Raw genomic sequence first — 21,305 nt, forward strand, 5'->3', positions numbered from 1 at the left:
ATGATTTCACGAGCCGCGGCGGGAGGAAATATCACGTGTCCGTGAGCCGGCTCGGCCGGCCCACGGACAGGAGGTCAGGAGCCGGCGGCCCACAGGCCGCGCCGGGCGTCCCTGGCCTCGGCGCCGGCGGTGCGATAGGCGTCCGGCGCTTCCGTTCCGGCCGGCTGCGCCAATCCCTGCCCGAGGAGGGCCAAGGCCAGATCGGTGCCGTCGCCGAGCGTGCAGCGGCCGAGGAAATAGCCGTGCCCGAGCCGGTGCTCCTTGCTGCAGGCGACCTCGCCGCGGGCGAGGAGTGCGTCCAGGGCGGCGGCCGCCGCCTCGGTGCAGGGGACGGCGCCGCCGCTGCCGACGCAGACCATGCCCTCGGCAGGCGGTTCGATCGCCGCGAGGCGGATGCGCGTCCCCGCCACCGCGATCGTGTCGGGACCGCGCGCCTTGCCCTGACCCTTGACGGGGTCTTCGGCGGCGGCGCTGGCGGCGGCGAGAGCCGAAAGCAGCAGACCCACGGCCAGCGCCCTCATTCGTAGTGATCCGTCGATTTGACGTAGGCGTGCACCTGCCAGACCTCGTCCGGCGACATCTGCAGGCCGAAGGCCGGCATGATCGCACCCTTGCGCCCGTTGATCACCGTCATCAGGAACGCCTCGTCGCTGAGCTGGGTCGCGAACAGGTTGGGTCCCCGCCCGCCGTGGCTCAGATGGCAGATGTAGCAGCGTTGCCGGTAGATCTTCCGTCCCTCGGCGATGGCGGACGGATCGCCGAGCACGGGATTGGTGAGGGCCTCCGTCGCCGCCGCGGTGGCGGCGGCGAGGATGGCCGTGAGCAGGACGCCGGCCTTCGCGCCGGTGCTCGCCAAGCGGTTACTGCTTGCCATAGACCGGAAGCGCCGTCTCGATGATCCTCGGGTTGAAGGAGGTCGTGTCCGCGACCTTGCCGTTGATGGCGAACACCCAGAGCATCCCGCCCTTGGGGCCGGAGAAGTAGAAGCCGGGGTCGCCGCCCAGGCCCGAGAGGATCGCGACGTACTGGACACCGTCGAGCTCGTAGGTGATGGGCGAGGCGTTGATGCCGGAGCCGGTCTGGAACTTCCAGAGCTCCTTGCCGGTTCTGGCGTCGATCGCCTTGAAGAAGCCGAGCTGGTCGCCCGTGAACACGAGCCCGCTCCTGGTCGCGAGGACACCTGCGAACATGGGCAAGGGGCTCGGCAGCTCCCACAGCCACTTCCTGTTCGCGACGTCGAACGCCTTCAGGAAGCCGGTCTGCTCCTTGTGGCGGTACATCTGGTAGTCCACACCCATGTAGACGTTGCCCGCATGGTAGACCACGTCCTCGGGCTTCCAGGCCTTGAGCGACATCGCCCAGTCGTTGGTGTTGAGATAGACGATTCCCTTCTCGGGGTCGGCCGCGATCGGGAACCAGTTGGTGCCGCCCTCGAGGCCCGGGACGATGGGCTCGATCTTGGGTCCGCCGCTCCTGGGCCGCATCGCCTCGTCGACCTGCGGTCGGCCGGTCACGGGATCGAGACCCTTGGTCCAGTTGATGCCCGGGATCGTAGGCGTGGCGTAGATGAAGGCGCCGGTCTCCCGGTCGATCACGTAGAGGAAGCCGTTGCGGTTGCTCTGCACCGCCACCTTGCGCGGCTTGCCGTCTATCGTGACGTCGAGGAGAGCCGGCGCGTTGTTGCCGTCATAGTCCCAGGCGTCGTTCGGCGTGTACTGGAACGCCCATTTGATCTTGCCAGTGGCCACGTCCATGGCGACCAGCGAGCAGCTCCACTTGTTGTCGCCCTTGCGTAGGTCGGAGTTCCAGGGGCCGGGATTGCCGGTACCCCAGAAGAGGGTCTTGGTCTCGGGGTCGTAGGCGCCGGTCTGCCAGGTGGAGGCACCACCCGTCTTCCAGGTCTCGCCGGGCCAGCTCTCGTTGCCGGGCTCGCCCGGGCCCGGGATCACGAACGTCTTCCAGACCGGCTCGCCGGTCTCGGCCTTGAAGGCCTGGACGAAGCCGCGCACGCCGTACTCCGCACCGGCGATGCCGGTGATGACGAGATCGCCCACGACCAGCGGCGCTCCGGTCGAGGAGTAGCCGTTCTTCCACTCCTCGAGCTTCTGCTCCCAGGCGACCGTGCCGTCCTTGACGTCGAGCGCCACGAGGCGCGCGTCGAGCGTGCCCACGAACACCTTGTCGCCGAGGATCGCGAGGCCGCGATTGCTGGGGCCGCAGCACAAGACCGATTCGAGCCCGTCCTCGTACTTGGGCTCCCAGTACCACTTCACCGTGCCGGTCCGGGCATCGAGCGCGAACACCCGGGAATAATCGCCCGTGAAGTAGAGTGTGCCGTCGTGGAACAGCGGCGTCGCCTCGAGGCCGGCGAACTTGCCGCCGGTCGAGTAGGCGAAGACCGGCTTGAGCTGCACCACGTTCTCGGGCGTTATCTGCGAGAGCGGGCTGAAGCGCTGGTTCAGGTAATTGCGGCCGTACATCAGCCACTCACCGGCATTCTCCTGCGCCCGGAGCAGGTCATCGCCGGTCACCGGCCCAGCTTTTGCGCCGCTCACGAGGAGCAGCGTGCTGGCGAGCGCAAACGCCGCCCGCCGCAAGATACCTCCTTGCATGCCAACCTCCCTTTTGTCGCCTTACCGGCTTCCCTTTGATCTCGAGCGAATCCGGAGATGCCCATTTTCACTTCCTAGGCTTCGGACCGCAACAGCCAGAAACGGGATCCGGCCATCGAACGCGATGCCGCCGGCGGGGCGACCCACGCCGGCGGCAAGAGATCCGAGGGGATGTCGAGGGGAAGGTCAGTAGACGGGCTCGCGCAGGTCGCGCGGCGTGCCGAGGCTGCCGCCGATGGCGGCGACCACGGCGCCGATCACGAGAGCGATCACCGACCAGAACGAGACCTGCGCAATCGTGCGCGCAGCCTTGTCCGCCGCCTGGCGCGCCTGCTCCGCGGCCTGCTGGCTGTATTGCTGGTAGGTCTGCTGGAACTGGCTCAGGCGCCGCTCCGCCTCGTCGCGCGGCACGCCCGCCTGCTGGGCGATCACGTTGATCGCGGCATCCCGGTCCTGCGGTGAGGCACCCGGCTGCACGCCGCGGATCACGCGCTGGAGCGCATCCATCATGCTGCCGCCGCCGGCCGCCTGCCGCGCCTGCTCGGCCTGCTGCTGCACCTGATTGGCAGCGCCGGGCGCTTGGCTGAAGAGATCGTTGGCCGCGTTGCGGATCTGGTCCGGCAGGACCTGCATCGCCCCTTGGGCGAGGGTCTGCGTGCCCTGACCCAGCGCCTGCACGGTGGTGCCGAGCGCCCCGAAGGCGCCGCCGACGAGGCTGCCGATCGTGGTCGTGAGCAGGTAGAAGCCGATCAGGGTCGCGGCGGCCCAGGTGACGATGCCGTGCAGCATGCCGTCGGTGCGTGTCGGCATGCCGGCGAGTCGCCCGGCGATCCAGCCGCCGATGAACACCGCGATCACGGTCGAGGCCAGCCACCACACGCCGCCGCTGATGCCGAGCGTGGAGGCCTGCGGCGTGTCGCCCGCGGCCGGGTTGATGGTGGCGGCGCCGATGGCGAGCCCGAGCAGCATCAGGACGAGCTCGACGACGAGGACGACGGCGATGCCGGCGAAGATCGAGCCCCAGGAGATACGCCGGACGACGACCGGGGCGGTGACGTGATAGCTTTCGGTCGCGTAGCGGTCGGCGCGACCATAGTTCGGGGGCGCAGCGCTGGCCATGTCCATAGCTCCGATCGGGCTGCCGCACCGGGCAGCCGGTTGTCCGCGATTGCCGGCATAACCCGATGCGGGAGCGCGAGTTCCCGCACTGCGGTACGACGATGCGCCGATGCCGGTGATGTGTGATCCGCGCGCCCTGCGCTTGCTCCTCCCGGACACGTAGCGTAGGTCGCTGCCATGAGCACGATCCCGAGGCCAGGCATGGTCGCCGGCGGAGGCATTCTCTCGCCGTTGCGGCTGCCCCTGTTCCGATCGATCTGGACCGCCAACCTGATCGGCTCGACCGGTTGGCTCGTGCAGGGCGTGGGCGCGGGCTGGCTGATGACCACGCTCGCCGGTACGCCGGAGATGGTGGCCCTCGTTCAGACCGCGACCCAGGCGCCCATCCTTCTGTTCGCGCTCCTGGCCGGAGCGCTCGCCGATTTGTGGGACCGGCGGTTGGTCCTGCTCGTGGCGCAGCTCTGGGTCAGCATGGTCTCGGCGGGGCTCGCCCTCATGAGCGGGCTCGGCCTCGCCACGCCCACGATCCTCCTCCTGTTCACCTTCCTGATCGGCGCCGGTGCAGCGCTGAACGGCCCAGCCTGGCAGGCGGTGGTGCGCGAGATCGTGCCGAAGGAGCAGCTCGCCGCCGCCGTGACGCTGAACGCCATCGGTTTCAATCTGGCGCGCGCCCTGGGACCGGCGGTCGGAGGCGCCGTGGTCGCGGCTTACGGCACCGAGGCTGCCTTTATCGTCAACGCGGTGGGTGCCTTGGCGCTCGTCGCCGTTCTCCTGTTCTGGCGCCGCGAGCTGCCGCCCGACGATCTGCCGCGCGAGCGGCTGGGGAGCGCCGTCGTCACGGGGCTCCGCTATGTCGGCGAGACGCCGGCGATCGGCGCCATCCTGATCCGGGGGGCGGTGTTCGGCTTCGCGGCCTCGGCGGTCTTGGCGCTTCTGCCGCTGATCGCCCGTGACCGGCTGGGCGGCGGACCGATCGTCTATGGTGTGCTGCTCGGGGCCTTCGGCATCGGCGCGCTGCTCGGCGCCTTCCTCGTCCACCCCTTGCGCCAGCGGCGCGGGGCCGAGTTCGTGATCACGAGCCTCGGCGCCATGGGCGGGCTCGCCTTCCTGGCACTCGGCCTCGCACCCTCGCGTTTCCCGCTCGTGCTCGCGGCCCTGGCCCTTGCCGGCACGTCCTGGCTCGGCTCGTTCTCGACCTTCAACATCGCGGTCCAGATGAGCACGGCGTTCTGGGTCCAGGCGCGCGTGCTCGCGCTCTACCAGACGATCGTGTTCGGGGCGATGGCGCTCGGGGCCTGGATCTGGGGCGAGGTCGCGGGTCTCACGAGCCTCGAGACGGCACACCTCGCCGCGGGCGCTCTGCTCTTTCTGGGCCTCGCCTTCCACTGGTGGCTGCCGGCTCCGGCAGGGGAAGCGCCCGACCTGCACCCCGCCACGCACCACGAGCCGCTGCCGGCCCTGCCCGATGCCGTCGAAGCCGGCCCGGTCATGGTGCAGATCGAGTACACCGTGGACCTTGCCGATGCCCCGGCCTTCGTCGCCGCCATGGACGAGGTCGGCCATCTGCGCCGCCGCAACGGCGCGCTGCGCTGGCGCCTGTTCCAGGACGTGGCCGACGACACGCACTGGATCGAGGCGTTCGTCCTGGCCGACTGGGTCGAGCACCAGCGCCTGCGTCGCCGCATGACCCGGGCCGACGTCGCGCTCGAGGCCAGGGCCGTAGCCTATCATCGCGGCAAGGAGGCACCGCTCCGCCGCTACATGGTCGCCCGCCGCCACGACAGCCGCTATCTTCTCGACGCCGCCGAGCAGGGCGCCGTCGCGGCGCGGCGGGCCGGGGGCGGGTAGGGCTCAGTCCACGAACGGATCGCGCACCAGGATCGTGTCCTCGCGGTCGGGGCTGGTCGAGAGCAGCGCCACCGGGCACTCGACCAGCTCCTCGAGGCGTTTCACGTACTTCACGGCATTGGCCGGGAGCTCGGCGAAACTGCGCGCTCCTCGCGTGCTCTCCTGCCAGCCCTCCATCTCCTCGTAGACGGGCTTCGCCGCCGCCTGGGCGCCCATGCCGGCCGGAAGATGGTGCAGGAGCTGTCCGCCCAGCGTGTAGGCGGTGCAGATCTTCAAGGTCTCCATGCCGTCGAGCACGTCGAGCTTGGTCAGCGCCAGCCCCTTGATGCCGCCGAGCTTCACCGCCTGACGCACGAGCACGGCGTCGAACCAGCCGCAGCGGCGCGGCCGGCCGGTCACGGTGCCGAACTCGCGGCCGCGCTCGCCGATGCCGCGGCCGACCTCGTCCAGAAGCTCGGTCGGGAACGGGCCCGAGCCCACCCGGGTCGTGTAGGCCTTGCAGATGCCCAAGACGAAGCCGACGCTGTCCGGCCCCATGCCCGAGCCCAGGGCCGCAGCACCCGCGATGGTGTTCGAGGAGGTGACGAAGGGATAGGTACCGTGGTCGACGTCGAGCATGGTGCCCTGGGCACCCTCGAACAAGATGCGCCGTCCGGCCCGCCTGAGCTCGGCGAGCCGCAGCCAGACGGGCTCGGCGAAAGGCAGGAGCTTCGGGGCGAGGGCTTTGAGCTGGGCCAGGAGCGCCTCGCCGTCGACCTCCGCGATGCCGAAGCCGCGGCGCAGCGCATTGTGGTGCAGAAGGAGCTCGTGAACTTTGGCTTCGAGCGTGTCGGGATCGGCGAGGTCGCACACACGGATGGCGCGGCGCGCCACCTTGTCCTCGTAGGCCGGGCCGATGCCACGGCCGGTCGTGCCGATCTTGCCGGTCCCCTGGTTGCTCTTCTCGCGCGCCTGCTCGCGCGCACGGTCGAGCTCGCCGTGGAGCGGCAGGATAAGGGGCGCGTTCTCGGCGATCCGGAGCGTGTCCGTGCCGATCGTGACCCCCTGGCCGCGCAGGGTCTCGATCTCGGCCAGGAGCGCCCAGGGGTCGACCACCACACCGTTGCCGATGATCGACAGCTTGCCTGGGCGCACCACGCCCGAGGGCAGGAGCGAGAGTTTGTAGGTCTTGCCGTCGATGACGAGCGTATGGCCGGCATTGTGGCCGCCCTGGAAGCGGACCACGACGTCCGCCCGCTCGCTCAGCCAGTCGACGATCTTGCCTTTGCCCTCGTCACCCCACTGGGCGCCGACGACGGCGACGTTGCTCATGAGACGGGTGCTCCCCGATCGGGACAAGCCAATCCGCCCGCGCGAGAGCCCCCGCGCAGCACGGCGCCGGTGGTCCTACACCGCACGGCGCCGCAAGACCAGCGCGCTGTGGCAGGATGGCAGGGTCGCCCCCTACGGGCGCCGCTCGCTCGGCCGGGCCTGCCCGACGTTCGGGCCGTGCCGCCGCTCGTGCAGATGCGCCCAGGCAGCGCCAGCGGCGGTCCCGACCAAGGTACCCAGGGCGAACAAGCCGACAAGGGTCTCGACCGCCGGCGACGAGCGCCGAGCCCGCCACGGTGGCGGCCGCGAGCGCGCCTCCGGAGCTGCCCCGGAGCCGCGCGGCCACCACGTACCGCGACCACCTGATCATGTCAGAAGCCCCGGCCCCCAGCGCAGCCCGAAGACCACGAGCGTGGTGCTCAGGGCGATGATGACCGACGCCCCAGCGAACTTGCGTCGATGGATCCTATCATCGCTGCCCGCCATGACAACGGCCACTCCTAGGCGAGGGCGGAAAAGGCGAACACGAGGCTGCAGCCGCCGCCGTGAGCGTCGTCGCACGGAAGCAGAGCCGCTCGTCGCGGAGGATCGCGACGGAGCTCCGGTTCTTGTTGATCGGCCAGGAGACGAAGCGGATCAGCGGGATGGAGAGGAGGGGCAGGGCGACGTTGAAGAGCAGCCATTCCAGCATCGCCCTGCTTCGGCCATAGGTGCTTCCCCAGGGAAGCTCACGCGTGTGGCGGTGTCCACAAGTAAAGCCACGTCTCGGTCAGCGTCGTCGGGCCGAGGCGGAGGAAGAGGCGCATGTCGATGGGTTCCGCACCCTCCCAGGAGATGTCGAAGGTGACACGCCAGCCGCCGATCTGGGGGAGGGGGCGTAGGAGCGGCGAGACGCGGAACAGGCCGCCCAAGGAGGTCAGAGGCTCGACCTTGCCGCGCGAGAGCGTGATCACGGGCTCGACCGGCGCGTCCTTGGGGATCAGCGGCAGGTCACCGCCGGCGAAGTCGACCACGAACTTCCGCAGATTCTTGGGGTTGGGCTGGCCGATGACGCCGCCGCGGCCGATCCGCGTGTTGACGCAGCGGGCCAGCGCCGACTGCACCGGCGCCACCTGCGTCCAGTGCAGACGGTAGGAGAGGTCGATCGGCCGGCCGGGCTCGACCGGGGCGTCGGGATGCCAGAACGCCACGATGTTGTCGAAGGTCTCGTCCTCGGTCGGGATCTCGACCAGCATCACCGCACCCTTGCCCCAGTCGCCCAAGGGCTCGACCCAGAGCGAGGGGCGCCTTTCGTAGCGGAAGGCCTCGTCCTGGTAGTGGGTGAACTCGCGGTCGCGCTGGAGCAGGCCGAAGCCGCGCGGGTTCTCGTCGAGGAAGGTCGAGACCTGGAGCCGCGGCGGGTTGGTCAGTGGCCGCCAGACCCACTCGCCGTTGCCGCGCCACATGGAGAGTCCGTCCGAGTCGTGGATCTCCTCGCGCCACTCGTCGGCGTTGCGCCGCTCGTTCTCGCCGAACCAGAACATGCTGGTCATGGGTGCTATCCCGAGACGCTCGATGGGCTTTCTCGGGTAGAGGTGGGCCGAGACGTCCATGATCGTGACCCCGCCGGGCTCGATGCCGAAGCGGTAGGCCCCTGTGATGCTCTCGCTCTCGAGGAGCGCATAGACCGTGAGCGTCGTATCGGTCGGACGCGGGCGCTGCAGCCAGAAGCGGGTGAAGATCGGGAACTCCTCGGGCCGGCCGAGGGCGGTGTCGATCGCGAGGCCGCGCGCCGAGAGGCCGTACTGATCACCCGCATCGGTGGCGCGGAAATAGGAGGCGCCCAGAAAGACCGCCACGTCCTGCGGGAAGTTGGTGTGAAAATGCAGCCGCCAGCCGGCGAAGCCGAGATCCTTCGGCAAGGGTGGGTCGAACCTGGTGGGGCCGTAGTCGAACAGGCTCGGGTCGTACTCGACCGGGCGCGCCTGGCCGCCATCCACCTCGAAGATCTTGACCGCCACCCGATAGTAGGAGCCGAGATGGAAGAACTGGATCCTGAACGGCAGGTTGGTGTCGGCCCAGAGCGCGTGCTCGGGGCGGAAGCGGATCGCCTCGTACTGGTCCCAGGTGAGGGCCTGGACCTGCGGCGGCCGCTGATCGCCGGGGAGCGCGTAAGGCTGGGTCGCGAGCCCGCGCGCATGATTCTGCAGCCACTCCCAGTCGAAAGGCTGAGCCGGCCCCAGCGCCGGCTGCGCGAGGAGTGCGGGCGCCCGGAGCAGGATCTCGCCCAGAGCACCCCAGGCGGGCAGGGTGGCGGCGCTACGGAGCAGGTCACGTCGTTGCATCGTCTACCGGCATGAGGTGAATGGCGGCGGCGAGGAGCGATACCGTGGCGCTCACGCCTGGGGCAATCCCGTTTCGCCGCGCGGTGTGAATCGGCAGGACCAGGGCGAGGCGGCTGCCCGGTGCTGTATCGGGAACGAGCCAGGTGTGCAGGCTCTCGCCCAGCACGATGCCGTCGCCGATCGTACCCTTGACCGGGTTCTCGCGCTCGCCGCGCGAGGGGCGGTCGCGTCGGTGCAGGATGATGTCGCCAGGAGCCACCGTCCAGGCGACCGATGCTCCCGGTGGGAACGCCGGCTGCAGCCGGGCCTCGAGCGTGAGCCCGCCCCAGCGCAGCCAAGTCCGGCCGGCATCCGGCTCGTGGCCGGCCACCGTACCGGTGAGCAGGTTGCGGGCGCCGGTGAGCCGTGCCACCTCCACGCTCGCCGGCCGCTGCATCACCTCGAGCGGCGCTCCGGTCTGGAGCGTGCGGCCCCGGTGCAGCACGGTCAGCCGATCGGCCAGAAGGGCGGCCTCGTCGAGATCGTGCGTGACCAGGACCGTCGGGATGGCGAGGCTCGCCCGAAGCTCGACCAGCTCGCGGTAGAGCTTCTCGCGCGTGATCTTGTCCACGGCCGAGAACGGCTCGTCCAGCAGCAGGACGGCAGGCTCGCGCGCCAAGGCGCGTGCCACCGCCACGCGCTGCTGCTGTCCGCCGGAGAGCTCGCCCGGCAGGCGCGCCTCCAGGCCGCCCAGATGCACCCGCTCCAGGAGGGAGGCGGCCCGTATCCTGCGCTCGCCCCGCGGCAGGTGCCGCAGTGCTGCCGCGACATTGTCGAGAGCGCTCAGATGCGGGAAGAGCGCGTAGCTCTGGAACACGAAGCCCACGCGCCGGCGGTGCGGCGGCAGCCGGATGCCGATGGCCGTATCGAGCCAGACCGCGCCGTTGCAGGTGACCCGGCCGCGCGCGACGCCGATCAGGCCCGCGATCGCGCGTAAGATCGTCGTCTTGCCGCTTCCGGACGGGCCCACCAGCGCCAGCAGCTCGCCCGGCCCGCAGGCGAGCGTCGCGGCGAGCGGGATCGGTGCGCCTTGCGCGAGCTCGACCTCGAGGCTCATGGTCGGGCCCTCAGTCGAGACGCCGGCCCATCCGGCGCGACAGGACGAAGGAGAGGGCGATCGTCGCGAGCGAGATCAGGACGAGGAGCAGGGCCATCCGGCCCGCCCCCGCCTCGTCCAGGGCCTGCACCCGGTCGTAGATCGCGATCGCGACCGTCCGGGTCTCGCCCGGGATGCTGCCGCCCACCATCAACACGACCCCGAACTCACCCAGCGTGTGAGCGAAGCTCAAGATCATGGCGGTGAGGATGCCGGGCCAGGCGAGCGGCAGCTCGATCCGCCGCAGCACCGCGAAGGGCGGCATGCCGCAGCAGGCGGCGGCCTCGCGCACCGCTCGCGGAATCGCCTCGAACGCGCGCTGGATCGGCTGGATTGCGAACGGCAGGTTCACGATTACCGAAGCGAGGACCAGACCCTCGAAACTGAAGGCGAGCTGCCGGCCGGCGAGGCTCTGCCAGAGCCGTCCCAAAGGTGCGTCGACACCGAAGCCGACCAGAAGATAGTAGCCCAGCACCGTAGGGGGCAGCACCAGCGGCAGGGCCACCGCGGCCTCGACCAGGGTGCGGCCGAGAAAGCGCCGGTAGGCCAGAACGCGCCCCGCCCAGATGCCCAAGGGCAGCAGGAGCAAGACGGTGACGGCACCCAGCCGCAAAGAGAGCCAGAGCGCCGTCCAGTCCATGCCTCTTTGCCGCTTGCCGCTCAGGCCTGCTCGTCCGGCAGCACGAAGCCGGAACGACGAAAGATCGCCCGCGCCGCAGGGGCCCTCAGGAAATCGTAGAAGCGCTCGGCCACGGGCCCGGCACTCTTCAAGAGCGCCATGCGCTGGTTCAGGGGCTGGTGCCAGTCGGCCGGGATCAGCGCGTGCGCGGTGCCGGGCGTCAGCTTGGGCGAGAGAGCGAGGGAGTAGGCGACGATGCCGGCCTGCGCCGCACCGGTGCTCGCGAACTGCGCCGCCTGCGCCACGTTCTCGCCGTAGACCAGCCGGTTCCGGACCGCTTCCCACAAGCCCGCATGGCGCAGCGCTTCCTCGGCGCGCCGGCCGTAGGGTGCGTGCTCCGGGTTGGCGATGGCGAGCCGCTTCAGTCTGCCATCCGCGAGCGCTGCCCGGAGATCGGCGAGGGTGCCGTCCGGCTGGAGCGGCGAGCCCGCCGGCACCAGGAGCGCTATCCGCCCGACCGCATAGAGCGCGCCCTCGTCGCGGGCGAGGCCGTCGCGCGCCAGCTCCAGCACGTACTGCTCGTCGGCCGAGAGGAACAGCGCGAACGGGGCCCCCTGTCGGATCTGGCGGGCGAAGTTGCCGGAGGAGCCGAACACGAGGCGTACCGTCTCGCCGGTCTCGGCCGTGAACGCGGCCGCGATCGCCTCCAGCGCCGGCTGCAGGTCGGCCGCGGCCGCCACCAGAGGTGGCTCGCCGGCATAGAGCGGGAAGGCGGACAGGAAAGCGACGGCCGCAGTGGCGAAGGCCAGCCGGCGTCGCGACAGCCGTCGATCCATGCTCTCTCCTCTCGCACCCGATCCCGATCGGCGGTCGGGGCATGGGGCGGTCGTTCGCTATGCCCGAGCGTATACAGCGACGTTCTCCGCCCGCCAAGCGCCAGCTGGGAACCGCACCGACGCGAAAAATGTTGGCCATTGCAGTTGCAAGGTTTTTCGAATTCGTTCGTGCAATTCCGCTTCGCGCGATCGCAGGCTTCCGCAGCGCGGTCACCCTTGGAGTGATTTGGAATATTGTCCTAGGAAATGCTTGTATTCAAGACGGGCCGTCGACAGGGATGCCGTGTCCCATTCACCTCGGGACGCCTCAGCTCTCGCGTGGCGCCGCGAGCGCCGCCGCGAGCTCGGCCAGCTCGCCGGCAGCGCTCGCCTGCGCTGCGGCCTCGATCCGGCGATAGCCCTCGATCACGCGCCGTCCGAAGCCGGTGAGCGTCGCCCCGCCGCCGCCGATACCGCCCGGATGCGCGCTGACCACGGGCTCCTTGAACATCCGGTTCAGCTCCTCGACCAGAAGCCAGGCACGCCGGTACGACATGCCGAGCACGCGTCCGGCGGCCGAGATCGAGCCCGTGGTCCCGATCTGCTCGAGGAGGGCTATCTTGCCGGGTCCGATGCGGGCCTGGGCGGAGAGGTCGAGGCGGATCACGACGCGGGCTGGCATGCACGGGACTATAGGCGGGCCGCGGCCAGCACCGCAAACCGGCGCTGGCGGACCCGACGCCGGAGCCTCAGGGCTGGGTCACCCGCAGCACGGTCAGGCTCCTCTCCTCGCCCGCGGGCGTGCGGAAGGCGATCGACTGACCTTCCGCGAGGCCGATGAGGGCGGCTCCGATCGGGGTCAGCACGGAGATCCGGCCGAGCTCGATGTCCTGCTCCCCCGGATAGACCAACGTGACCCGGCGCTCCTGGCCGGTGTGGTCGTCGCGGAAGTCGACCATGGCGCCCATGGTCACCACCGAGCGCGGGATCGCCTGTGGCTCGACGATCTGGGCGCGATCGATCTCCTCGAGCAGGAACTCGCCTACCTCCGGCGACCGTGCCCGCGCTGCCCAGGCCAGGTCGAGCAGACGAAGATAGTCCGATCGCGTGATGGTGATAGGGGGATGTTTCGTTGCGCTGATCGTCTCGATCTTTCTTCTCATGGTTGAGGTCCTCCTTCTGCCGCGCGCGCTCGTCCGACCTTCGGCGCGGAAGCGGACAGGCTGGTGGCAGGATGCGGGAATGCACGGCACCGGAGCGGTGGCCTGACGAGCAGGGGCCGCTGGGTGCCGGCGGTTAACGGAATCGTGAAGGTGCGCTTCGTCGCCTCGGGGCCGAAAGCGACGGTCTAGGCGTCGCGCGCGCCCGAGGCCGGGAAGCCCGCTCGGAGGCTCCCGGCGTGAAGCTGGAATCGGCAAGTGGTGCGAAGCGGACCGATCATAATCCGAAGTTATGATCCTGCCTCGGCTTGTCAAGTCGGACGGCGGCGATCATGCCCGGGCGGGTCCGGCCGGGCATGATCCTTTGCTTCTCATCGGAAGGGTGTGGCGCGTGCGTCGATCGCTTCGACGAAGCGGGTCACGAGCCTCTGCTGCGCCGGGTCGGCTAGCCGGTCCGGGAAGCGCCCGTTGCCGGTGCGGTGCTCGCGATCGCTCACGACGCAAGCGATGGTCTCGCAAGCACCGTTGTGCATGTAGGGCGGGACGGCGTGGATGCCGAGCAGCGACGGCACACTGAAGCCCACACCCCTGCCGTCGCCGTTGAAGTCGATGCCGAGCCCGTCCTGGGGCGGCTGAGCCCTGCCGGCGACCAGGACCTGCGTCGCGAGCTCGACGGCGCCGACATTGTTGCCGATCGGGTTGTTCCCGCCACGAACCCCGAGATTGTACGAGCCGACATCCTCGAGGAAGCGATCGAGATATTGGAAGGCAACCGGATTGCCCCTGATCGGATCGGTCTGGCAGCCTGGAAGTGCCGGGTTGTTGATGTTGCGCTCGCAGAAGATGTCGCCGGCGGCCGGGGGCGGCCCGAAATCCAGGACGCTCTTGGACCACAAGCCGCCATTGTGGCAGTTCGTGCAGCCTGCGCTCGCGAACAGCGCACGGCCGGCCTGGATCTGCGAACGCGGGACGCCACCCGCGATCTGGGCGTCGGTGAGTGGGGCATTGGGCGTGCGGACGGCGAACTTCACCCAGAGGTTCAGGGCATCCAGCGCCGGCACCGCCACCGAGCTGCCCGGCAGGGTCACGGTGACCTGCGTGCGCCCACGGTTGGGCTTGAGGAAATCGTTGATGACACAGGGCGGCTGGTTGCGGTCGACGTCGCCCAGGAGCAGGCCGTGGTTGGGATCGAAGTTGCTCTGGGGCGGGGGAGGCGCACTGCAGCCGATGGGGTTGGCGAGCCCGCCCGGGCCGGACACGTTGCGGATGTTGAGCTCGAAGTCCTCGACCTCGTCGCGGAGGGCCGAATAGTTGAGGATCCGCTGGCGATTCCGGTTGTGAGGATCGAAGGTGCCGGCGAGAGAGATCGATTTGCGCGGTCCGGGGTTGAACTGCCAGACCACGCCGTCGGTCAGGCCTTCGAAATGGCAGCTGGCGCAGTTCTGCCAGCCGGCCTGCGAGAGGCGCTCGTCGGTCGGGACCGTGAGGCCGCGGCGGTTGAAGTGCCCGCGCGAGGAGAAGAACATCTCCGCCCCTACCAGCACCCTCTCCGCCTGCGAGCCCGGAGGCGGCAGAGCCGCGGTCCGCACGACGTCGGCCACCGCATCGCGCGTCAGATCGACGACGGAGACGTTGCGCGAGACGAAGTTCGCGACATAGGCCTTACGCCCGTCGCCGGTGATTGCGATCCCGCGCGGGTTCTTGCCGGCATTGTCTCCCCGCGTGTCGGGATCGTTGGGATCGTTGAGGTCGATGTAGCGCGTGGTGTCCATGTCGACCGTGAAGCCGATCACACCCGCTGCCGACACGTTGAGCTTGACGAGAAGATCGCTGCCGGCCGAGACGACATAGGCGTTGCCGTTGCCGCTCTGGTTGGTGAAGGCGATCGCCCACGGATTGGCGAAGAACAGGGTCTTTCTGCCGGGTTCGGGATTGCGCGCGCCCAGGTGCAGATTGAGCGCGGTCCGATCGACCGGGGCGCCGCCGCCCGTCACACCCTGGAGGACGTTGAGAAAGGCTTCGGTGTCGTTCTGGAACTGTAGCGGACCCGAAGCCGAGGCGGCGATGTTGGGCAGGAAGGCGCGATCGCCGCGGATGACGATGCTCTGGAGCTGGTTGGGGAAGGCGCGGGTCGGGTCCGGCGTGCCGTCCCCGTTCGCGTCGATGGCGAAGCCGGTATTGCTCGGCGCCAGCGCGATGCGCCGCAGCGGCTGGTAGCCGCCGATCTGCGTGGCGTTGGTGTCGATCCTGAGCTGGCAGACCGCACCTTCTTTGCCGGTATCGATGCCCTGTCGGCCGCCACGGCGCGTGAACGACAGGAATTGGGTGACGTAGAGCAGGTCGTTGGCCTGGGTCACCGCGAGGCCGCGTGGCTGGAAATGCCGCCGGCGGTCGGGGGCGTTGCACAGGCTGTCGCGCAGGTCCACGTGGCCGATGACGGTGCGCGTCTGGGCGTTGATCACCGTGATCGTGTCCTGCGCGCTGTTCGCGACGAACACGCGCTTGCCATCGGGCGAGATCACGATGTTCCACGGTTCGGCGCCGGTGACGAGGGTACGCTCGACCACGGCGTTGAAGCCGGCCTGATGGGGATTGGTGATCCGGATGACCGAGACCGAGCTTCCGGCGGCATTGGCCACGAACGCGAACTGGTTGTTGGGGTCGAGGGCGACGCTCTGCGGCTCGTCGCCGACCCTGATCGTCCGGACCACCTGGTTCGTGTCGGTGCGGATCACCGAGACGGTGTCGTCCTTGGGGTTGACCGACCAGACGAGCCTGTCGTCGAGCGAGAGGGCTATCGGACTCGAGGTGGTCGGCCGCCCGAACACCGCTTCGGCTGGCGACCCGGCACTCGTCTGAGCCATCGGGACGGCGGATGCCAACGTCAGCACGGCCAGGCTCGCAGCGCTGCCTGACAGGCGTCGCGCGCCACGCCGCCAGCGGGCGCGATCCAGTCGCGAGTTCATGATATCACTCCCTTCGTCGCCCTGCCGCTTTCGCGAGCAAAAACATCCGCTGCCTGCATCCCGTCAGGATGTGGCGCCATGGCTGAAATGTGACGAGGGGATTATCTTATCCTACATCTTTCAGAAATCTTTGTTCGTTTTTCGTCAATAATCTCGGATTCTGGAAGCCTGTAGACGGAGACCTTGTCCACCTTCGGGCGCGCGGGCGTGCCCAGGATGCATGCTGCTCGGCAGCAGGTGCACCGCGCAGACGGCCTTGTGATACCGCCTGCGCCGGAACGGGAGCCGCGAACGGAGGGCTAGAAGATCGCCTGCCCCGCCATCACCGCCATGATCAGCATGATCACGAAGATCACGAGGAAGATCACGAACAACGCCTTGGCGATCCGTGCGGTTGCCGCCGAGACGCCCGAGAACCCGAGGGCGCCGGCAATGATCGAGATCACGAGAAAGATCAGCGCCCATTTGAGCATGGCTCGGTGTTTCCTTCATTCTCGCGGCACGCCGCGACGGCGTTTCGGGTTCCTGTCAGATCCGTCCCATCAGGAGCAGGATGATGAGAATGATCAGGATCAGCCCCAGCCCGCCGCTCGGGTAGTAGCCCCAGCCGGAGCTATAGGGCCAGGTCGGGAGCGCACCGATGAGCAGCAGGATCAGGATGATCAGCAGGATGGTGCCGAGGCTCATGGAGTCCACCTTCTACCGGCAGGGACGATTCCCCGCCTTGTTTTGTGCGCCCACGGTCGCCGATCGTCCAGATCGTTCCCCCGCCGCACGCCGGTTACGGGTGACGGCGCACACCGTGGGATGCGCCGGGTCGGGGAGGCGTGAGCCGCGCACACGATGCAGGCGCTCGCGTGCCGCGAAACCAAGCGGCGGGGCCGTCCGCGGTACCGGCCGGTCCCGCCCGTTCCAGCGCCAACAACCAACGAACATCTTTCCCGGTTCCGTGTGGAACCGGCTCGTCGCACCCGGCCGGGATCGGGCCGCGGGACCGCTCCGGCGACCGGGCACCATGCGCTGTCCGTCCTCGGCCCGCAAGATGGCAGGCCCGGGGTATTGGCCTAAAGTCGGTTGCGACCAAGGTGTGGCTAGGTCGGAGCAGGAGCGGAGGCTAGCTTCTCCATCGGCAAATATCCGGGGGGATTCCTGTCATGCTTCACCAGACCTTGGCCCAGATCAACGCGACGTTCCCGCTGCGAAGCCGCTACGACAACTTTATCGGCGGCCAGTGGGTCGCCCCGGTCCGTGGCCAGTACTTCGACAACATCACCCCGGTCACTGGCCAGAAGCTGTGCGAGGTCGCCCGCTCGACCGCGGAGGACATCGAGCTGGCCCTGGACGCCGCCCACGCCGCCCGCGAGGCGTGGGCGCGCACCCCGCCCGCCCAGCGCGCCGCCATCCTCAACAAGATCGCCGAGCGGATGGAGGAGCGGCAGGAGCTCCTGGCCATGGTCGAGACCCTCGACAACGGCAAGCCGATCCGCGAGACCAGGGCCGCCGACCTGCCGCTCGCCATCGACCATTTCCGCTACTTCGCCGCCTGCATCCGCGCCCAGGAGGGCAGTCTCGCCGAGCTCGACCACGACACCGTCGCCTACCACTTCCACGAGCCCCTGGGCGTGGTCGGTCAGATCATCCCCTGGAACTTCCCGCTCCTGATGGCCGCCTGGAAGCTCGCCCCCGCGCTCGCCGCCGGCAACTGCGTCGTGCTCAAGCCGGCCGAGCAGACGCCCCTGGGCATCATGGTCCTCATGGACCTGATCGGCGATCTCCTGCCCGAAGGTGTGCTCAACGTCGTCAACGGCTTCGGCGTCGAGGCCGGCAAGCCCTTGGCGCAGAACAAGCGCATCGCCAAGGTCGCGTTCACCGGCGAGACCACGACCGGGCGGCTGATCATGCAGTACGCCGCGGAGAACATCATCCCGGTGACACTCGAGCTCGGCGGCAAGTCGCCCAACATCTTCTTCGCCGACGTGATGCGCGAGGACGACGAGTTCCTCGACAAGGCGCTCGAGGGCTTCGCCATGTTCGCGCTCAACCAGGGCGAGGTCTGCACCTGCCCGAGCCGGGCACTGGTGCAGCGCCAGATCTTCGACCGCTTCGTCGAGAAGGCGGTGGCGCGGGTGCGCCGGGTCAAGCAGGGCCATCCGCTCGATCCTTCGACCATGATCGGGGCGCAGGCCAGCAACGACCAGCTCGAGAAGATCCTGTCCTACATCGAGGTCGGCCGGCAGGAGGGGGCCGAGCTGCTCGCCGGTGGCGGGCGGGCGCATCTCGGCGGCGAGCTCGAGGGCGGCTACTACGTCGAGCCGACGGTGTTCGTCGGCCACAACCGGATGCGGATCTTCCAGGAGGAGATTTTCGGGCCGGTGCTGTCGGTGACCGCCTTCGAGGACGAGGCGGAAGCGCTCGCCATCGCCAACGACACGCTCTACGGCCTGGGTGCCGGGGTGTGGACCCGCGACGGCAGCCGCGCCTATCGTTTCGGCCGTGCCATCCAGGCCGGGCGGGTGTGGACCAATTGTTACCACCTCTACCCGGCGCACGCGGCGTTCGGCGGCTACAAGCAGTCGGGGATCGGCCGCGAGACCCACAAGATGATGCTGGAGCACTATCAGCAGACCAAGAACCTGCTGGTCAGCTACAGCCCCAAGGCGCTCGGCTTCTTCTGAGCCTCCCCCGAAGCATCCGGGGTCTCCCTCGATGCTTCCATCTCGAGGCGCCGGCCTGCCGGCGCCTCGTCTTCTTCTCGCAAGGGACGGTCCGCCCATGGTCGATCGCGTCACCGCCACCCCCGCGGCGCTCGCCCTGATCGAGCGCCTGCGCGCCGCGTACGGCGAGCTCCTGTTCCACCAGTCCGGCGGCTGCTGCGACGGCTCGGCACCGATGTGCTATCCGCGAGGCGAGTTCCGCATCGGCGCCCAGGACGTACTCCTGGGCGAGATCGGCGGCTGTCCGTTCTTCATCGGGGCCGCCCAGTTCGCCTGCTGGCGGCACACGCAGCTCGTCGTCGACGTCGTTCCCGGCCGCGGCGCCAGCTTTTCCCTCGAGGCTCCGGAAGGGGTTCGCTTCCTCACCCGGAGCCGTCTGTTCACCGAGGCGGAGGCTGCGACCCTGGCCGGCCCGCCGCCCTGATCCGGAGCCCGACATTGTCCTTCGCCCGACGTATGACAGGATTGCGAGCCTGAACCCGGCGAGAGCTGCCGACGTGGATCAGCGATGGGAATTGCACGAACGAATCGTGCCGTCCGCGCTGCGCCAACTTGCCCTCGGGGGCTAGGGTAGAAGCCGCTTTTCGCCTATATCCGCGTCCATGCGTAACACGACACCCGCGAAGAAGCCCCGGCCCGCGCCCAAGGTCGGGATCGTGAGCCTCGGCTGCCCCAAGGCGCTGGTCGATTCCGAGCGCATCCTCACGCGCCTGCGCGCCGAGGGCTACGAGATCTCGCCGTCCTACGACGGCGCCGACGTCGTCCTGGTCAACACGTGCGGCTTTCTCGACAGTGCCAAGGCCGAGAGCCTGGAGGCCATCGGCGAGGCCATGGCCGAGAACGGTCGGGTGATCGTGACGGGCTGCATGGGGGCGGAGGCCGACACGATCCGGGACGCCTATCCCGACGTGCTCGCGGTGACGGGCCCGCACCAGTACGAGGCGGTGGTGGAGGCCGTGCACGACGCCGTGCCGCCGGCGCACGATCCGTTCTTCGATCTCGTGCCGCCGCAGGGCATCAAACTCACGCCGCGTCATTACGCCTACGTCAAGATCGCCGAGGGCTGCAACCATAGCTGCAGCTTCTGCATCATCCCTTCCATGCGCGGGAAGCTGCAGAGCCGCCCGGCGCATCACGTCCTGGCCGAGGCCGAGCGTCTGGTGAAGGCGGGGGTGAAAGAGCTGCTCGTCATCTCGCAGGACACGAGCGCCTACGGGCTCGATCTCGGCTATGCCGAACGGAGCTGGCGCGGGCGGCAGGTGAGGACCCGGCTGACGGAGCTCTGCCGCGAGCTGGGCGAGCTCGATGCCTGGATCCGGCTCCACTACGTCTATCCCTATCCGCATGTCGACGAGCTGATTCCGCTGATGGCGGAGGGGAAGGTTCTTCCCTATCTCGACATCCCTTTCCAGCACGCGAGCCCCAGGGTGCTGAAAGCGATGCGCCGCCCCGGCAACCAGGAGCGCGTGCTCGAGCGCATCCGCGCCTGGCGGAAGATCTGTCCCGAGCTCGCCTTGCGCTCGACTTTCATCGTCGGCTTCCCTGGCGAGACCGAGGAGGATTTCCGGCAGCTGCTGGACTGGCTGGAGGCGGCCGAGCTCGATCGGGTCGGTTGCTTCAAATACGAGAACGTCGAGGGTGCGGCCGCCAACCACCTGCCGAACCACGTGCCCGAGGAGGTCAAGGAGGAGCGTTGGCACCGCTTCATGCAGGCGCAGCAGGAGATCAGCGCCCGCCGCCTGCAGCAGCGCGTGGGCACCATGGTCGAGGTGCTGATCGACGCGATCGACGAGGAGGGCACCGCCCACGGCCGCACTTATGCCGAAGCGCCCGAGATCGACGGCACCGTCCATATCGAGGAGGCCCAAGGCCTCGGCCCCGGCGACATGGTCACGGCGCTGATCGAGGATGCCGACGAATACGACCTCTGGGCGACCCTGTTGCCGGTGAGCTGAGAGCACCTGCCGCCGGGAGCCGGCAGGGCTTCCGCCCCGGCCGAGCGGCGGCGTGGCGCCGCCCGGCCCGTCCGGATGGCCGCCTCAGAACTCGACGCCGAGCTGGCCCTTCACGCCCTCGCGGAACGGATGCTTGACGAGCCGCATCTCGGTCACGAGGTCGGCGGCCTCGATCAGCTCGGGCTTGGCGTTGCGGCCGGTGACGACGACGTGGAGATCGGGCCGCTTGGTGGCGAGCGCCTCCAGGACCTCGTCGAGCGGCAGGTAGTCGTAGCGCAGCACGATGTTGAGCTCGTCGAGGATCACCATGTGCAGCTCGGGGGCCTGCATCATGCGCTTCGCCTCCTCGAAGGCGGCGCGGGCGGCGGCGATGTCGCGTTCGCGATCCTGCGTCTCCCAGGTGAAGCCTTCGCCCATCACCTTGATCGTGACGAGCTCGGGGAAGCGCTCGAGGAACTTGCGCTCGCCGGGCTCGCGCCGGCCCTTCACGAACTGGACGACGCCGAGCTTGAGGCCGTGGCCGAGGCAGCGCATGGCGAGCCCCCAGGCGGCCGTGCTCTTGCCCTTGCCGGTGCCGGTATGGACGATGAGGAGGCCCTTCTCTTTGGTCTTGCTGGCGTAGAGCCGATCCTTCGCAGCCTTGATCCGCGCCATCTTTTCGCGGTGCGCCGCCTCGTCCCGCACCTCGCTTCCCTCGCTCATGCCGGTCTCCGTCGTCGCGATTCTG

20 protein-coding genes are annotated in these 21,305 nt (G+C 69.0%); 4 read left to right on the plus strand and 16 right to left on the minus strand.

The genetic code is table 11. From position 1 onward, the window contains the following. Positions 1-74: 74 nt before the first annotated feature. The 4 genes from U1T56_RS19790 to U1T56_RS19805 form a co-directional block, all read right to left on the minus strand. Complete coding sequence (locus tag U1T56_RS19790; protein ID WP_418161227.1) at positions 75-521, minus strand: thermonuclease family protein; 447 nt, start codon at positions 519-521, stop codon at positions 75-77. After that, a complete protein-coding gene (locus U1T56_RS19795; protein ID WP_418161228.1) occupies positions 518-856 on the minus strand; it encodes a c-type cytochrome in 339 nt (112 codons plus the stop codon). The genes U1T56_RS19790 and U1T56_RS19795 overlap by 4 nt, the downstream gene beginning before the upstream one ends. A 4-nt stretch (positions 857-860) precedes the next feature. Then, positions 861-2,612, minus strand: a complete 1,752-nt coding sequence (locus tag U1T56_RS19800) for a pyrroloquinoline quinone-dependent dehydrogenase (RefSeq protein WP_418161229.1) — start codon at positions 2,610-2,612, stop codon at positions 861-863. 186 nt (positions 2,613-2,798) lie between these two features. Next, a complete protein-coding gene (locus U1T56_RS19805; RefSeq protein ID WP_418161230.1) occupies positions 2,799-3,731 on the minus strand; it encodes a PhnA-like protein in 933 nt (310 codons plus the stop codon). Between the two features lie 201 nt (positions 3,732-3,932). Between U1T56_RS19805 and U1T56_RS19810 the strand changes: the two genes are divergently transcribed. Beyond that, positions 3,933-5,579, plus strand: coding sequence for an MFS transporter (locus U1T56_RS19810; protein ID WP_418161231.1), 1,647 nt, complete (start codon positions 3,933-3,935; stop codon positions 5,577-5,579). A gap of 3 nt (positions 5,580-5,582) precedes the next feature. On the opposite strand, the gene U1T56_RS19815 is transcribed toward U1T56_RS19810, so the two are convergent. From U1T56_RS19815 to U1T56_RS19865, 11 genes are all read right to left on the minus strand, one after another. Beyond that, complete coding sequence (locus U1T56_RS19815) at positions 5,583-6,890, minus strand: adenylosuccinate synthase (protein ID WP_418161232.1); 1,308 nt, start codon at positions 6,888-6,890, stop codon at positions 5,583-5,585. 469 nt (positions 6,891-7,359) lie between these two features. Continuing rightward, complete coding sequence (locus U1T56_RS19820; protein ID WP_418161233.1) at positions 7,360-7,581, minus strand: hypothetical protein; 222 nt, start codon at positions 7,579-7,581, stop codon at positions 7,360-7,362. Between the two features lie 37 nt (positions 7,582-7,618). Then, positions 7,619-9,214 (minus strand): OpgD/OpgG family glucan biosynthesis protein, encoded by a 1,596-nt coding sequence (locus U1T56_RS19825; RefSeq protein ID WP_418161234.1) that lies wholly within the window; start codon positions 9,212-9,214, stop codon positions 7,619-7,621. Beyond that, positions 9,201-10,310, minus strand: a complete 1,110-nt coding sequence (locus tag U1T56_RS19830) for an ABC transporter ATP-binding protein (RefSeq protein ID WP_418161235.1) — start codon at positions 10,308-10,310, stop codon at positions 9,201-9,203. Before U1T56_RS19830 ends, U1T56_RS19825 begins: the two co-directional genes overlap by 14 nt. 10 nt (positions 10,311-10,320) lie before the next feature. Then, positions 10,321-10,989, minus strand: a complete 669-nt coding sequence (gene modB / locus U1T56_RS19835) for a molybdate ABC transporter permease subunit (RefSeq protein ID WP_418161236.1) — start codon at positions 10,987-10,989, stop codon at positions 10,321-10,323. Between the two features lie 20 nt (positions 10,990-11,009). Then, entirely contained in the window at positions 11,010-11,804 is a 795-nt protein-coding gene (gene modA, locus U1T56_RS19840; RefSeq protein ID WP_418161237.1) for a molybdate ABC transporter substrate-binding protein, read from the minus strand. Between the two features lie 307 nt (positions 11,805-12,111). Then, on the minus strand, positions 12,112-12,450 hold the full coding sequence (locus U1T56_RS19845; protein ID WP_418161238.1) for a winged helix-turn-helix domain-containing protein: 339 nt from the start codon (positions 12,448-12,450) through the stop codon (positions 12,112-12,114). 82 nt (positions 12,451-12,532) lie between these two features. Next, a complete protein-coding gene (rnk, locus tag U1T56_RS19850; protein WP_418161239.1) occupies positions 12,533-12,946 on the minus strand; it encodes a nucleoside diphosphate kinase regulator in 414 nt (137 codons plus the stop codon). Positions 12,947-13,314: 368 nt separating this feature from the next. After that, positions 13,315-15,909 (minus strand): YncE family protein, encoded by a 2,595-nt coding sequence (locus U1T56_RS19855; protein WP_418161240.1) that lies wholly within the window; start codon positions 15,907-15,909, stop codon positions 13,315-13,317. Positions 15,910-16,208: 299 nt separating this feature from the next. After that, entirely contained in the window at positions 16,209-16,382 is a 174-nt protein-coding gene (locus tag U1T56_RS19860; protein ID WP_418161241.1) for a DUF1328 domain-containing protein, read from the minus strand. Positions 16,383-16,437: 55 nt separating this feature from the next. Continuing rightward, positions 16,438-16,596, minus strand: a complete 159-nt coding sequence (locus tag U1T56_RS19865) for a DUF3309 family protein (protein WP_418161242.1) — start codon at positions 16,594-16,596, stop codon at positions 16,438-16,440. A gap of 467 nt (positions 16,597-17,063) precedes the next feature. On the opposite strand from U1T56_RS19865, the gene adh reads away from it, so the two are divergent. From adh to rimO, 3 genes are all read left to right on the plus strand, one after another. Then, entirely contained in the window at positions 17,064-18,584 is a 1,521-nt protein-coding gene (gene adh, locus U1T56_RS19870) for an aldehyde dehydrogenase (protein WP_418161243.1), read from the plus strand. A 97-nt stretch (positions 18,585-18,681) separates the two neighbouring features. Further along, a complete protein-coding gene (locus tag U1T56_RS19875) occupies positions 18,682-19,047 on the plus strand; it encodes a DUF779 domain-containing protein (RefSeq protein WP_418161244.1) in 366 nt (121 codons plus the stop codon). Between the two features lie 178 nt (positions 19,048-19,225). Then, complete coding sequence (gene rimO / locus U1T56_RS19880) at positions 19,226-20,578, plus strand: 30S ribosomal protein S12 methylthiotransferase RimO (RefSeq protein ID WP_418161245.1); 1,353 nt, start codon at positions 19,226-19,228, stop codon at positions 20,576-20,578. Positions 20,579-20,662: 84 nt separating this feature from the next. On the opposite strand, the gene cobO is transcribed toward rimO, so the two are convergent. Beyond that, the gene (gene cobO / locus U1T56_RS19885; RefSeq protein ID WP_418161246.1) at positions 20,663-21,280 is read right to left on the minus strand and encodes a cob(I)yrinic acid a,c-diamide adenosyltransferase; all 618 of its coding nucleotides are present in this window, start codon (positions 21,278-21,280) and stop codon (positions 20,663-20,665) included. Positions 21,281-21,305 lie beyond the last annotated feature (25 nt).

Source organism: Benzoatithermus flavus (assembly GCF_037908215.1).
GTDB classification, from domain to species: Bacteria; Pseudomonadota; Alphaproteobacteria; order Geminicoccales; family Geminicoccaceae; genus Benzoatithermus; species Benzoatithermus flavus.